General features: G+C 67.2%; 12 protein-coding genes. 7 read left to right on the top strand and 5 right to left on the bottom strand.

Features of this window, described 5'->3' with window-relative positions:
- Positions 1-123: 123 nt before the first annotated feature.
- Positions 124-870, bottom strand: a complete 747-nt coding sequence (locus GQ57_RS10590; protein ID WP_031401780.1) for a hypothetical protein — start codon at positions 868-870, stop codon at positions 124-126.
- A gap of 173 nt (positions 871-1,043) precedes the next feature.
- On the opposite strand from GQ57_RS10590, the gene GQ57_RS10585 reads away from it, so the two are divergent.
- The 3 genes from GQ57_RS10585 to GQ57_RS10575 all read left to right on the top strand — a co-directional run bounded on the left by GQ57_RS10585 (position 1,044) and on the right by GQ57_RS10575 (position 4,501).
- On the top strand, positions 1,044-2,480 hold the full coding sequence (locus tag GQ57_RS10585) for an aldehyde dehydrogenase family protein (RefSeq protein WP_034197817.1): 1,437 nt from the start codon (positions 1,044-1,046) through the stop codon (positions 2,478-2,480).
- Positions 2,481-2,603: 123 nt separating this feature from the next.
- Positions 2,604-3,794, top strand: a complete 1,191-nt coding sequence (locus tag GQ57_RS10580) for an NAD(P)H-dependent flavin oxidoreductase (RefSeq protein ID WP_034197816.1) — start codon at positions 2,604-2,606, stop codon at positions 3,792-3,794.
- A 65-nt stretch (positions 3,795-3,859) separates the two neighbouring features.
- Positions 3,860-4,501, top strand: coding sequence for an OmpW/AlkL family protein (locus tag GQ57_RS10575; RefSeq protein WP_034197815.1), 642 nt, complete (start codon positions 3,860-3,862; stop codon positions 4,499-4,501).
- 75 nt (positions 4,502-4,576) lie between these two features.
- On the opposite strand, the gene GQ57_RS10570 is transcribed toward GQ57_RS10575, so the two are convergent.
- A complete protein-coding gene (locus tag GQ57_RS10570) occupies positions 4,577-4,780 on the bottom strand; it encodes a DUF1289 domain-containing protein (protein WP_010095552.1) in 204 nt (67 codons plus the stop codon).
- A 394-nt stretch (positions 4,781-5,174) separates the two neighbouring features.
- Between GQ57_RS10570 and GQ57_RS10565 the strand changes: the two genes are divergently transcribed.
- The 4 genes from GQ57_RS10565 to GQ57_RS10550 all read left to right on the top strand — a co-directional run bounded on the left by GQ57_RS10565 (position 5,175) and on the right by GQ57_RS10550 (position 9,260).
- Positions 5,175-6,269: a polyamine ABC transporter substrate-binding protein gene (locus GQ57_RS10565; protein ID WP_031401776.1), complete on the top strand. Its 1,095-nt coding sequence runs from the start codon at positions 5,175-5,177 to the stop codon at positions 6,267-6,269.
- Positions 6,270-6,355: 86 nt separating this feature from the next.
- On the top strand, positions 6,356-7,516 hold the full coding sequence (locus GQ57_RS10560; protein ID WP_031401775.1) for an ABC transporter ATP-binding protein: 1,161 nt from the start codon (positions 6,356-6,358) through the stop codon (positions 7,514-7,516).
- The gene (locus GQ57_RS10555) at positions 7,513-8,439 is read left to right on the top strand and encodes an ABC transporter permease subunit (protein ID WP_034197814.1); all 927 of its coding nucleotides are present in this window, start codon (positions 7,513-7,515) and stop codon (positions 8,437-8,439) included. Before GQ57_RS10560 ends, GQ57_RS10555 begins: the two co-directional genes overlap by 4 nt.
- Entirely contained in the window at positions 8,436-9,260 is an 825-nt protein-coding gene (locus GQ57_RS10550; RefSeq protein WP_031401773.1) for an ABC transporter permease subunit, read from the top strand. Before GQ57_RS10555 ends, GQ57_RS10550 begins: the two co-directional genes overlap by 4 nt.
- A gap of 494 nt (positions 9,261-9,754) precedes the next feature.
- Here the strand turns inward: GQ57_RS10550 and GQ57_RS10545 are convergent, their stop codons facing one another.
- Genes GQ57_RS10545 through GQ57_RS10535 form a run of 3 tightly spaced genes read right to left on the bottom strand, consistent with a single transcriptional unit; the run spans position 9,755 to position 13,194 of the window.
- The gene (locus tag GQ57_RS10545; protein WP_034197813.1) at positions 9,755-10,561 is read right to left on the bottom strand and encodes a sulfite exporter TauE/SafE family protein; all 807 of its coding nucleotides are present in this window, start codon (positions 10,559-10,561) and stop codon (positions 9,755-9,757) included.
- Between the two features lie 18 nt (positions 10,562-10,579).
- Positions 10,580-12,247, bottom strand: a complete 1,668-nt coding sequence (locus GQ57_RS10540; RefSeq protein ID WP_034197812.1) for a bifunctional protein tyrosine phosphatase family protein/NAD(P)/FAD-dependent oxidoreductase — start codon at positions 12,245-12,247, stop codon at positions 10,580-10,582.
- Between the two features lie 29 nt (positions 12,248-12,276).
- Positions 12,277-13,194, bottom strand: coding sequence for an MBL fold metallo-hydrolase (locus GQ57_RS10535; protein ID WP_425321987.1), 918 nt, complete (start codon positions 13,192-13,194; stop codon positions 12,277-12,279).
- Positions 13,195-13,311: the final 117 nt, after the last annotated feature.

The following is a 13,311-nucleotide window of genomic DNA, read 5'->3' as shown; positions in this document are numbered from 1 at the left end:
TTGGCTACGGCGAGGCATGGAGCGGCTCGCGCGGCGCGGCGGGGGGGCGGTGGCTCGCGCCGTTGGGCGGGCCCGCTGCCGGACCCGCCGCAGCCCGGCGTGCGGGCTGCCTGACGAACGTCTTCAGGTGGCGGTGTGGGTGGTGCGCGCGATCGAGCGGATGCTGCGCTCGACGCGCACCAGGATGATCAGCACGGCAAGCGACACGAACGAATACAGCGCGACGAGCGTGGCGATGCCGGCGTAGCGTGCGGTCTGGTCGTGCTCGGCAGCCGTTTCTTCCGCTGCCTTCTTCTCGTTCTCGACCGCGGTCCGGCGGGCCTCGTAGCGCTCGGAGAAGTCGCGCATGACCGCCGACACGATGTCGGTGTACGCCTGTTCGCGCGCATACTCGTCGCCATGCCCGGCAACCTTCTTCTTGATGCTGGCAGCAACGTCGGCGCGCGACAGCACCTTGTCGAGATACGCGATCTGCTGCTGGTAGTAAGCGATGTCAGGATGTTCCTCGTCGCCGAGCACGTTCTGGAACGACGGCTCGTATGCGTCGCGATCGACGGCGTAATCCGCCGACAGCGCCGCCCGGCCGTGTTTCTGCACGATGCCGGACAATTGCGTCGACAGGCGCTGTGCGGGCGACTCGCTGTCGTCCTTCGCGGCCGCCTCGGTCTTGGCGGGCGCGTCGCTCTGCCACGCGAACGAGGCCGGATCGACCTGGATGGCCGAATCGACCTTCGGCGCTTTCGACAGGCGCGCATCGAGTGCGATCGCGCCGAAAATGCCCCCGCCGATCAGTACCACGGTCGCGAACAACAGCACGATCACGCGCAGTACCTGAAGATAGCCGCCCTCGATTTTGGTCAGGATGCTCAAGGCATTCTCCTTTCTTATGATGAATGAGGCGCCGAGGCTAAAGACCTTTCCAATGGCTGTCAATCGTCACGCCGGACAACCGCAAGGCTCGCTAGAATGTCGGCTTTCCCGCAACGCATGGGACCCGGGCGGGCGCTGACGCGCCGGCCCCGGCCGACAGGAGACGAAACACGATGAAAATCTACGACCAGTTCTATATCGACGGCGCATGGCGCAAACCGGCCGGAACCGGCACGATCGACGTGATCGATTCGGGCACCGAGGCCGTGATCGGCCGGATTCCGGAAGGCGTCGCATCCGACGCGCAGGACGCGATCCGCGCGGCGCGTGCGGCGTTCGACGCCTGGGCGGCCACGCCGGCCGCGACGCGCGCGGGTTACCTGCGCAAGATCGTCGAGCATCTGCAGGCGCGCAGCGAGGAACTCGCCCAGTCGATCACCGGCGAAGTCGGGATGCCGATCAAGCTGTCGCGCGCGATCCAGGTCGGCGGCCCGCTCTATAACTGGAAGGCGTACGCGAAGCTTGCCGAGTCGTTCGAATTCGAGGCGCAGGTCGGCAATTCGCTCGTCGTGCGCGAGCCGGTCGGCGTCGTCGCGGCGATCACGCCATGGAACTACCCGCTCAACCAGATCACGCTGAAGGTCGCGCCGGCGCTCGCGGCGGGCTGCACGGTCGTCCTGAAGCCGTCCGAAGTCGCGCCGCTCAATGCGTTCATGCTTGCCGAGGCGATTCACGAAGCCGGCCTGCCGGCCGGCGTGTTCAACCTCGTATGCGGCTACGGCCCGGTGGTCGGCGAGGTGCTGGCCGGCGACCCGGAGGTCGACATGGTGTCGTTTACGGGCTCGACGCGCGCCGGCAAGCGCGTGGCCGAGCTGGCGGCCGCGGGCGTCAAGCGCGTGGCGCTCGAGCTGGGCGGCAAGTCGGCGTCGGTGATCCTCGACGACGCCGATTTCGCGACCGCGGTGAAGGGCACGGTCAACGCGTGCTATCTGAACGCGGGCCAGACCTGCTCGGCGCACACGCGCATGCTGGTGCCGGAAGCCCGCTACGACGAGGCGCGTGCGCTCGCGAAGGCGGCGGCCGAAACGTACGTCGCGGGCGACCCGCGGCAGGACACGACGCGCCTGGGCGCGCTCGCGTCTGCCATTCAGCAGCAGCGCGTGCAGGCCTACATCCAGCGCGGGATCGACGAAGGCGCGGAACTCGTGACGGGCGGCACGGGCCTGCCGGAAGGGCGGGAGAAAGGCTTCTTCGTGAAGCCGACCGTGTTCGGCCGCGTCGATCCGAACTCGACGATCGCGCAGGAGGAGATCTTCGGGCCGGTGCTGTCGATCATCACGTATCGCGATGAAGACGAGGCCGTGCGGATCGCGAACGATTCGCCGTACGGGCTCGGCGGCGCGGTGTGGGCCGCCACCGACGAGCGTGCGATGGGCATCGCGCGCCGCATCCGCACCGGGCAGGTCGACATCAACGGCGGCACGTGGAATGCCGCCGCGCCGTTCGGCGGCTACAAGCAGTCGGGGCACGGCCGCGAGAACGGCGTGTACGGGCTCGAAGAGTATCTCGAGTACAAGTCGATGCAGCTCAAGCCGTCGAAGCCGGACTGAGCGCGCCGCGCGGCCCGAACCGGAAACGGCACGCTCGCGTGCCGTTTTTTTATTGACGGGCGTCAAGGTGCGCGTCGGTGAATCGTCGATCATCGCGGTTCCGATGTTCCGACGAGGTTTCAGATGACCGTACGCACTTCCTTTCCGCCGCTGACGATTCGCGGCCGCACCTTGCTGCCTGTCGTGCAGGGCGGCATGGGCGTCGGCATCTCCGCACACCGGCTGGCGGGCAGCGTCGCGCGCGAGGGCGCGGTCGGCACGATCGCCAGCATCGACCTGCGCCACCATCATGCGGACCTGCTCGCGCGTTGCCGCGCGCAACCCGACCGCGCGACGCTCGAAGCCGCGAACCGCGAGGCGCTGGCGCGCGAGATCCGCCTCGCGAAGACCTACAGCGAAGGGCGCGGGATGATCGCGGTCAACGTGATGAAGGCGGTGAGCGCGCACGCTGACTACGTGCGCGTCGCGTGCGACCAGGGCGCGGACGCGATCGTGATGGGCGCGGGCCTGCCGCTCGACCTGCCCGATCTCACGCAGGGCTGCGACATCGCGCTGATCCCGATCCTGTCGGACAGCCGCGGGATCGCGCTCGTGCTGAAGAAGTGGATGAAGAAGGGGCGCCTGCCCGATGCGATCGTGATCGAGCACCCGGCGCATGCGGGCGGGCACCTCGGCGTCACGCAGATCGACGACATGCACGACGGGCGCTTCGATTTCGCGCGCGTGCTCGACGAGACGGCACAGGTGATGGCGTCGCTCGGTCTCGAGCGCGAAACGATCCCGCTGATCGTTGCGGGCGGGATCAACAGTCACGACACGGTGCGCACGGCGTTCGCGGCCGGCGCGAACGCCGTGCAGGTCGGGACGCCGTTCGCGGTGACGGAGGAGGGCGACGCGCATCCGCACTTCAAGCGCGTGCTGACCGACGCGACGCCCGAGGACATCGTCGAATTCGTCAGCGTGACGGGCTTGCCCGCGCGCGCGGTGAAGACGCCGTGGCTCGATCGTTACCTGCGCAACGAGACGCGCATCCGCACCAAGCTCGGCGCGCTGAAGCAGCGCTGCCCGACCTCGCTCGAATGCCTGAGCGTATGCGGCTTGCGCGACGGCATCGAGAAGTTCGGCCACTTCTGCATCGACACGCGGCTGGCGGCCGCGCTGCGCGGCGACGTTGCCAACGGGCTGTTTTTCCGCGGCCGCGAAGCGTTGCCGTTCGGCCGTGCGATCCGCAGCGTGCGCGATCTGCTCGATCTGCTGCTGACGGGCAGTGCGGCGGAGCCTGCGGCAAACCGTCCCACGTTTACGCTGGCTTGATGGATATCAAGATGCGGAAAAGACCCTACAGGGAGAATGGAAACCATTCTTTGGGGGTCCGTACCATGCTTAAAACGATTCGTACTTGTGTCACCGCTGCCGCCGTTGCGGCAGGTTTCGCCATGCTGCCTTCGCTGTCGCACGCGGCTTCGCCGGGCGACGGCATCAACCAGGGCGACGTGCTGGTGCGCCTGCGCGCGATCAGCATCCAGCCGAACGAACGCGCGAGCGACACGCTGGGCGCGCTCAACGTCGGCGTGAACAACGCGATTGTGCCGGAGCTCGACTTCACGTACATGATCCGCGACTACCTCGGCGTCGAGCTGATCCTCGCGACCTCGCGGCACCAGCTGACGTCGAGTGTCGGCAATCTCGGCGGCGTGGGCGTGCTGCCGCCGACGCTGCTGCTGCAGTACCACTTCAACCACGCCGGCAAGGTGCGTCCGTACGTCGGCGCGGGGGTGAACTACACGTACTTCTACAACAACGGTCTCAACGTCGGCGGCGAAGGCGTGTCGATCAACAAGAGCAGCTTCGGTCCGGCGCTGCAGTTCGGCGTGGACGTGCAGCTGACGAAGAAGGTGTTCATGAACGTCGACGTGAAGAAGATCTGGATGAGCACCGATGCGACGCTCGGCGACAAGGGCATCGGCACGCTGCACATCGATCCGCTGATCGTCGGCGTGGGCGTCGGGATGAAGTTCTAGACGCAGCGGAAAAAGAACAGAGTTGGGGTTGGCGGCATGGCGGTCGGCATGCCGCTTTTTTTTTGCGCGACGGCTTTACAGCTTGTCGTACTGGAAACGCATCGCGGTGCCTTCGCGCGAGATGCGCTCCCACACCGCGCGTTTTTCGTCGTCGCTCAGGAACACCCAGTTCGACACTTCGGCGGCCGTGCGGCCGCAGCCCTTGCAGACTTCGTCGAAGAGGGTCGAGCATACGCCGATGCAGGGGCTGTCGGGCAGGTCGTGGAGATTGGAGGCCATCGGAAGGGTTCGCGCAGTTGAATCGTCAGCCGCCATTTTAATCCATCGTGCCCGTTCGGTCGGGCGAGGTCCGCCGGCATGCTGTCCGGCCGCGCGCACGCGACTGTCCGGTCGCGCGCCCGGCACGCGAGCGCGGTTTCGCCGCCGTCCGTTTTTCCAGGTGGACAGCCGCCGATTACCCGATAGAATTCCCCGGGAACACCCCGCCGCACGGGCGGCCTGAGCGGCCGGCGGCGGGAATCTGTTCCGTTTGCGCGACACCGGCATGATTTTTTTGTGACGGCGCGCGAATGATGGTAGTTTTCGGGGTTTTCGAGGGGCGGCGCGCCAGAATGCGCCGCCGTGACGAGGCAGACGGCAGCCGGGCAGTGAGCCCGGCCGGAGGGAGAACGGGATGAAAGCAAAGGTAGTGGGCCGGTTCGCAGCGCTCGCGCTGTGCGTGGGTGCATCGGCGGCCGCGGCGAAGGATACGCAGCTCAATGTCTATAACTGGTCGGACTACATTGCGAAGGACACGATCCCGAACTTCGAGAAGCAATCGGGCGTCAAGGTCCGCTACGACAACTACGACAGCGACGACACGCTGCAGGCGAAGCTGCTGACGGGCAGCTCGGGCTACGACATCGTCGTGCCGACCAGCAACTACGCGGGCAAGCAGATCGCCGCCGGCATCTTCGCGCCGCTCGACAAGTCGAAGCTGCCGAACCTCAAGTACCTCGATCCGCAACTGATGGCGCTCGTCGCCGGCGCCGATCCGGGCAACAAGTTCGCGGTGCCCTGGGCGTACGGCACGACCGGCCTCGCGTACAACGTGACCAAGGCGCAGCAGGCGCTCGGCAAGGTGCCGCTCGACAACTGGGACATCCTGTTCAAGCCGGAGAACCTGTCGAAGCTGAAGACCTGCGGCGTATCGGTGCTCGACGCGCCCGACCAGATGTTCGCCGCGGCGCTGCACTACATCGGCAAGGATCCGATGAGCACGAACCCGGCCGACTACAAGGCCGCGATGGACGTGCTGAAGAAGATCCGCCCGTACATCACGCAATTCAACTCGTCGGGCTACATCAACGATCTGGTCGGCGGCGACATCTGCTTCGCGTTCGGCTGGTCGGGCGACGTCGTGATCGCGAAGCACCGCGCGCTGGAAGCGAAGAAGCCGTACAAGGTCGAGTACTACATTCCGAAGGGCGGCGCGCCGGTGTGGTTCGACGTGATGGCGATCCCGAAGGACGCGAAGAACAAGGATGCCGCGCTGCAGTGGATCAACTACATCGAGGATCCGAAGGTGCACGCGGCGATCACGAACGCCGTGTATTACCCGAGCGCCAATGCCGAGGCCCGCAAGTACGTGCGGCCCGACGTCGCGAACGACCCGGCCGTCTACCCGCCCGCCGACGTCGTGAAGACGCTGTTCCTGCTCAAGCCGCTGCCGCCTGAAATCCAGCGTCTGCAGACGCGTCTGTGGACCGAGCTGAAGTCGGGCCGCTGACGCGAGCCGAAGTGAACCGGCAGTCATGAAGCCCCTGGCACCCCCGGGGGCTTTGTTCGTCTAACGCAGGAGAGAAGCAGCACATCATGAATAGCCAGTCGGGTGCGCCGGTTGCGGGCGCGCCGTTCTCCGTTTCCTCCTCCGGCGCCGATGCGCGCGCCGAGAACTTTGTCCAGATCGTCGACGTCGTCAAGAAATTCGGCGACACCGAAGCCGTGCGCAGCGTCAACCTGACCGTGCGCCGGGGCGAGCTGTTCGCGCTGCTCGGCAGCTCGGGCTGCGGCAAGTCGACGTTGCTGCGGATGCTCGCGGGCCTCGAAACGGTCACGTCGGGCAAGATCCTGATCGATGGCGAGGATCTGGCGCAGATGCCGCCGTACAAGCGGCCCGTGAACATGATGTTCCAGTCGTACGCGCTGTTTCCGCACATGTCGGTCGAATCGAACGTCGCGTTCGGCCTGAAGCAGGAAGGCACGCCGAAGGCCGAGCTGAAGGAGCGCGTCGCCTCCGCGCTGGAACTCGTGCAGATGGGCAAGTACGCGAAGCGCAAGCCGCACCAGCTGTCCGGCGGCCAGCAGCAGCGCGTCGCGCTGGCCCGCTCGCTGGTCAAGCGGCCGAAGCTGCTGCTGCTCGACGAGCCGATGTCCGCGCTCGACAAGCAGATCCGCCAGCGGACGCAGATCGAGCTCGTCAACATCCTGAACAAGGTCGGCGTCACCTGCATCATGGTCACGCACGACCAGGAAGAGGCGATGACGATGGCGAACCGCCTCGCGGTGATGAGCGAAGGCCAGATCGTGCAGATCGGCTCGCCGAACGAAGTGTACGAATATCCGAACAGCCGATTCTCGGCCGAATTCATCGGCTCGACGAACCTGTTCGACGGCCTGACCGTCGAGGACGAGCCCGATCACGTGTACATCGAGTCGCCCGAGCTGCCGAGCCGGCTGTACGTGAGCCACGGGATCTCGGGCCCGCTCGGGATGCCGGTGACGGTGTCGGTGCGGCCCGAGCGGATCGCGCTCACGCGCAAGCCGCCGGAAGGCGCGTTCAACTGGGCGCGCGGCAGGATCAGCAACGTCGCGTACATGGGCGGCTATTCGCTGTATCACGTCAAGCTCGACGCGGGCAAGACGGTGATCGCGAACGTGTCGAGCCTCGCGATTTCCGAGCTCGAGACGCCGGCGCTCGGCGACGAGATCTACGTGCGCTGGAGCGCGACCGCAGGTGTGGTGCTGACCTCATGAAGGCGTTCAAGTCCCTGCTCGAGTGGCCGGTGCGGCGCTTCAACCTGACGGGCGCCACGGCGGTCGTCGCCGGGCCGTTCACGTGGCTCGTGCTGTTCTTCCTCGTGCCGTTCGTGCTGGTCGTCAAGATCAGCTTCGCCGAACTGCAGCTCGGCATCCCGCCTTACACTGAGCTGGCGTCGTATACCGACGGCGTCGTGCACGTCGCGCTGAACCTGTCGCACTACGCGTTCCTGTTCACGGACAGCCTGTATTTCGCGACCTACGTGAACTCGGTGTGGGTGGCCGCGATGACGACGCTGCTGTGCCTGCTGATCGGCTATCCGATGGCGTACTACATCGCACGTTCGAACCCGGCGACCCGCAACCTGCTGATGATGGGCGTGATGCTGCCGTTCTGGACGTCGTTCCTGATCCGCGTGTATGCGTGGATCGGCATCCTGAAGAACAACGGGCTGCTGAACAACTTCCTGATGTGGATCGGCCTGACGCATACGCCGATCGAGCTGTATCGCACCAACTACGCGGTGTACATCGGGATGGTGTATTCGTACCTGCCGTTCCTCGTGATGCCGCTCTACGCGCACCTCGTGAAGATGGACCTGCGCCTGCTCGAAGCCGCCTACGACCTCGGCGCGAAACCGTGGAAGGCCTTCGTGCGGATCACGCTGCCGCTGTCGAAGAACGGGATCATCGCGGGCTGCCTGCTGGTGTTCATCCCGGCGGTCGGCGAGTACGTGATTCCGGAGCTGCTCGGCGGCGCGAACACGCTGATGATCGGCCGCGTGATGTGGAACGAGTTCTTCAACAACGCGGACTGGCCGATGGCGTCGGCCGTGACCTGTGCGATGGTGCTGCTGCTGCTCGTGCCGATGGCGATGTTCCAGCACTTCCAGGCGAAGGAGCAAGGGGGCCGCCGATGAAGCCGAATCGTTACCTGCAGTTTGCGGCGCTGTTCGCCGGCTTCGCGTTCCTGTACATCCCGATCATCAGCCTGATCGTCTATTCGTTCAACGAGTCGAAGCTCGTCACCGTGTGGTCGGGCTTCTCGTTCCGCTGGTACCAGGCGCTCGTCGACGACGACGAACTGCTGACGGCCGCATGGCTGTCGCTGAAGATCGGCGTGCTGACCGCGTTCGCGTCGGTGTTCATCGGCACGTGGGCCGGCTTCGTGCTCGCGCGGATGGGGCGGTTTCGCGGCTTCGCGCTGTTCAGCGGGATGATCAACGCGCCGCTCGTGATTCCCGAGGTGATCCAGGGGATCTCGCTGCTGCTGCTGTTCATCGAGCTGGCGAAGTGGATCGGCTGGCCGGCCGAGCGCGGCGTGTTCACGATCTGGCTCGGCCACGTGATGCTGTGCATCTCGTACGTCGCGATCATCGTGCAGTCGCGCGTGCGCGAGCTGAACCCGTCGCTGGAAGAGGCTGCGCTCGATCTCGGCGCGACGCCGCTGAAGGTGTTCTTCACGATCACGCTGCCGCTGATCTCGCAGGCGTTGATCGCGGGCTGGCTGCTGTCGTTCACGCTGTCGATCGACGATCTCGTGCTGTCCGCGTTCCTGTCGGGCCCCGGCTCGACGACGCTGCCGCTCGTGGTGTTCTCGCGCGTGCGGCTCGGGCTGAACCCGGAGATGAATGCGCTCGCGACGCTGTTCATCGTCGCGGTGACGGCCGGCGTCGTGATCGCGAACTTCGTGATGCTGCGCCAGGAGCGCAAGCGGATGGCGGGGGCCGCGGCGGCGTAACATCGCGCCGGCCGGGTTCGATTGCCTGAACGGGCGGTTCTTCGATGGAAGGGCCGCCCGTTTTGTTTTTTCCTCCGGATCTTGCGGTCCCGCCTGATTGGCGGCGCGGTGCGGCGCAGCGCAGCACAGGAAAAGGATGAACCCTGCATTCCCGGTTTGATGCCGCACCGGCAATTTCGTGAGCTGATCGTGTGAGTGATTGTCGTTGATTGGCGCTGCCGGGGGGCATGTCGACAATCTTTCGATGTGGACTGCGAATGATTGAACTCGAAAAAGACGAGGCCAGATCGGTTTTCTGGTGCGGGATTGACCAAGTGTTGTCTTGTCGGTCGTCGGGCTTGCGTCGCCCCTTCACGAAGGAAGCAGCGGCCTTTCGTTCGTGATGCCGGGTTTGTGGGCCACCGCGCTCTACGACTATGTCGGCGTGGCGGCGCGGAAGCATTGATTCGGGAAGCCGGGCGCACACCCGCCGCGCCCGGCCCGGGCGTTGATGTTTACGCGCCGAATGCCGCCTTCGCCAGCAACCCGAGCGCAACGCACACGAGCACGGCCGCGAAGCCGGCCTGCACGTGCCGCGCCGACAGGTGCCGCGATGCGCCGCGGCCGGCGGCCATGCCGAGCGCGGTCGCGACGGCGAACCACAGCGTCACGTCGAGCGGCGCGCGCGTGCCCGACACGAGCGTCGCGAACACGCCGCCGGTGCCGACGAGCGCGATCACCATCAGCGAGGTCGCGACGATGCCGTGCATCGACACGTTCGTGAACTTGCGCAGCATCGGCACGATCACGAAGCCGCCGCCGACGCCGAGCAGCCCCGTCATCAGGCCCGTCGCCGCGCCGGTCGACGCCAACGCGAGGCCGACCGGCCAGGACCAGATGAGCCGGCCCGTATCGGGATTCACGCGGCCGACGCACAGCGGCGACGCTTCCGCGTCGACGCTCGCGTACCGCAACGCCTGGTGCAGCAGGCGGCCGGCGACGACCAGCATCGTCAGCGCGAACAGCGCGAGCAACAGGCGTTGCGGCAGGATGTGCGCGAGCCGCACGCCGACGGTGGTCAGCGGCACGCCGGCCACGGCCATCAGCAGCGCCGCGCGATAGCGCACGAGTCCGCGACGAAAGCCTTCGAGCGCGCCGAGCGCGGCACTGCCGGCCACGGCGATGAGCGCGACGGGCGTGGCCTGCTGCATCGGCCAGCCCATGCCGACGACGAGCGCGGGCACCGCGAGAATGCCGCCGCCGGCGCCGGTCAGGCCGAGCACGGCGCCGACGAAGCCGCCCAGTACGAGGGAAATCAGCATGACGTCATCGCGCTCCGGTCAACGCGCGACCGCGGGCTTCGCCAGCCATTCGCGGCCCTTGAGCATCGCCTTCCAGTAGAGCGGCGGCAACGCGCGTTCCTTGAGCAGCCACGCGAGCCGCGACGGGCGCTTGCCGTCGATCAGCCATGCGGGGAAGGTCGGCGCGACCTTGCCGCCGTACAGGAATTCGGCGAGCACGATCTTGCCGCGCTCGACGGTGAGCGGGCACGAGCCGTAACCGTCGTACGCGGCGTCGCCGTGCGCGCGGCCGAGCGATGCGAGCAGGTTGTGCGCGACCACGGGCGCCTGCTTGCGGGCAGCGGCCGCCGTTTTAGCGTTGGTCGTGTTGGTCGCGTCGCCGAGCGCATAGACGTCCGGAAAGCGCTTGTGACGCAGCGTTGCCGGATCGACGTCGATCCAGCCGGCCGCGTCGGCGAGCGGGCTCGACCGGACGAAGTCGGGCGCCTTCTGCGGCGGCACGACGTGGATCATGTCGAACGACCGTACGACGGTTTCCTTCGCGCCGTCCGGCAGCACACGGGCGAACGTCGCGCGGCGGGCGGGCCCGTCGATCGAGATGAGGTTGTGGCCGAACGACAGCGCGATGTCGTAGCGTTTCACGTATTCCATCAGCGCGGGCACATAGTCGGCGACACCGAACAGTGCGGCGCCTGCGTTCAGGAACTCGACGTTCGCGGCCTCGAGGCGGCCCGTGCGGAGCCAGTGGTCGCACGACAGGTACATCGCCTTTTGCGGCGCGCCCGCGCACTTGATCGGCATCGGCGGCTGCGTGAACAGCGCGTTGCCGCCCTGGAACGCGCGGACGAGTTCCCACGTGTACGGCGCGAGATCGTAGCGGTAGTTCGATGTGACGCCGTTGCGGCCGAGCGTGTCGGCGAGGCCTTCGATCGCGTGCCAGTCGAGCTTGAGCCCCGGGCACACGACGAGCTTGCGGTAACCGACGCGGCGGCAGCCGTCGAGCACGACCGCATGCGCGTCCGGCTCGAAGCCGGCGACGGCCGCCTGGATCCGGTGCACGCCGCGCGGCAGCACGTCGGTCATCCGGCGCGCGGTCGTCTCGGGCTTGAACACGCCCGCGCCGACCATCGTCCAGCCCGGCTGGTAGTAGTGGACGTCGGCCGGATCGATCACCGCGATGTCGAGCGACGCGTCGCGCGCGAGCAGGCTCGACGCGACCGCGATGCCGGCGGCGCCCGCCCCGACGATCACGATGTCGTGGCGCGCGTCGACGCCCGGCGTCGCCTGCCGGCCGCCGTGCGCGACCCGCGATGCGAGCGCGCGCAGGTCGTAGCCGGCCGCGTCGGCCGTCGCGACGATGTCGTTCAGCGGGCGCAAGCCCGCCTGCGACAGCGCCCACAGCGTGGCCGAACGCGTGCCGCTGCGGCAGTACGCGAGCACCGGGCCTTCGAGCGATGCGAGGAGCGCGCCGAACTGCGCGGCCTGGTCGTCGGTCACCTTGCCCGTATCGACCGGCAGGTAATGCACATCGATGCCGAGCGGCGCGGCGGCCGCGCGGATTTCGGTGACGGTCGGCTGGTCGGGGCCCTCGCCGTCTGGCCGGTTGCAGATGATGGCGCGGATGCCGGCCGTGCGAAGCGCGGGCAGGTCGGCCGCCGCGATCTGCGGCGAGACCGACAGCGCGTCGGTCAGCTTGCGGATGGTCATGTCGGGGTTCTCCGGGTGGGGCGCGCGGCTCAGATCGCGTCGAGCGGAATCTTCAGGTAGCGCACGCCGTTGTTTTCGGGCTCGGGCAGGTGGCCGGCGCGCATGTTGACCTGCACGGACGGCAGCATCAGCACCGGCATGTCGAGCGTCGCGTCGCGCGCGGTGCGCATCGCGACGAAATCGTCCTCGGTCACGCCGTCCTTCACGTGCACGTTCGCGCGGCGCTGCTCGGCGACGGTCGTCACGAACTGCACGTCGCGTCCGCCCGGCTGGTAGTCGTGGCACAGATAGAGGTGCGTGTCGGGCGGCAGGCCGAGCACGCGCGCGATCGAGCGATACAGCGTGCGTGCGTCGCCGCCGGGAAAATCGCAGCGGGCCGTGCCGTAGTCGGGCATGAACAGCGTGTCGCCGACGAACGCCGCGCGCCGGGTCGCGTCGTCGACACAGTAGGTCATGCAGGCCGGCGTGTGGCCCGGCGTGTGCAGCGCGCGGATCGTCAGGCCGCCGAGCGCGAGCGTGTCGCCGTCGTCGAGCAGCCGGTCGAACTGGCGGCCGTCCTGCGCGAAACCGGGGCCGGCGTTGAACAGCGTGCCGAACACGTGCTGCACGCGGCGCACGTGCGAACCGATCGCGATCCGGCCGCCGACGCGTTCCTTCAGGTACGGCGCGGCCGACAGGTGATCGGCGTGCACATGGGTTTCCAGCAGCCAGTGCACGTCCGCGCCGAGTTCGGCGACGCGGGCGATCAGCCGGTCGGCGCTGGCCGTGCGCGTGCGGCCGGATTTCGGATCATAGTCGAGCACGCTGTCGATCAGCGCGCACGCGTGGCTCGCGGTATCGAGCACGAGATAACTGACGGTGTGGGTCGCCGGGTCGAAAAAGCCTTCGACCGACAGGGCGGGGGCATGGCTCACGGGGTGTCCTTGATCGGGTTCTGCATCCTGCATCGATATGGTTTATTCAAGAAGCATGCCAGCCGGCGCCGCCGCACCGGCCAATCGGTCAGGGACTTGATTCGGCTCGGGTTTTCTGCGCGGCCGAGGCGATCCGCGGGCGTCGGCGGC

This window comes from Burkholderia sp. MSh2 (assembly GCF_000731655.1).
GTDB lineage: Bacteria > Pseudomonadota > Gammaproteobacteria > Burkholderiales > Burkholderiaceae > Burkholderia > Burkholderia paludis.
Note: the sequence above shows the minus strand (reverse complement) of the source record. Positions and strands in the feature narration are given on the sequence as shown.

What these genes read in the sequence shown, in the direction of transcription:
- GQ57_RS10585 (WP_034197817.1), top strand. Translation starts at nt 1,044, where the DNA reads ATGAAAATCTACGACCAGTTCTATATCGACGGCGCATGGCGCAAACCG.
- GQ57_RS10580 (WP_034197816.1), top strand. Translation starts at nt 2,604, where the DNA reads ATGACCGTACGCACTTCCTTTCCGCCGCTGACGATTCGCGGCCGCACC.
- GQ57_RS10575 (WP_034197815.1), top strand. Translation starts at nt 3,860, where the DNA reads ATGCTTAAAACGATTCGTACTTGTGTCACCGCTGCCGCCGTTGCGGCA.
- GQ57_RS10570 (WP_010095552.1), bottom strand. Translation starts at nt 4,780, where the DNA reads ATGGCCTCCAATCTCCACGACCTGCCCGACAGCCCCTGCATCGGCGTA.
- GQ57_RS10565 (WP_031401776.1), top strand. Translation starts at nt 5,175, where the DNA reads ATGAAAGCAAAGGTAGTGGGCCGGTTCGCAGCGCTCGCGCTGTGCGTG.
- GQ57_RS10560 (WP_031401775.1), top strand. Translation starts at nt 6,356, where the DNA reads ATGAATAGCCAGTCGGGTGCGCCGGTTGCGGGCGCGCCGTTCTCCGTT.
- GQ57_RS10555 (WP_034197814.1), top strand. Translation starts at nt 7,513, where the DNA reads ATGAAGGCGTTCAAGTCCCTGCTCGAGTGGCCGGTGCGGCGCTTCAAC.
- GQ57_RS10550 (WP_031401773.1), top strand. Translation starts at nt 8,436, where the DNA reads ATGAAGCCGAATCGTTACCTGCAGTTTGCGGCGCTGTTCGCCGGCTTC.
- GQ57_RS10545 (WP_034197813.1), bottom strand. Translation starts at nt 10,561, where the DNA reads ATGCTGATTTCCCTCGTACTGGGCGGCTTCGTCGGCGCCGTGCTCGGC.
- GQ57_RS10540 (WP_034197812.1), bottom strand. Translation starts at nt 12,247, where the DNA reads ATGACCATCCGCAAGCTGACCGACGCGCTGTCGGTCTCGCCGCAGATC.
- GQ57_RS10535 (WP_425321987.1), bottom strand. Translation starts at nt 13,194, where the DNA reads ATGCAGGATGCAGAACCCGATCAAGGACACCCCGTGAGCCATGCCCCC.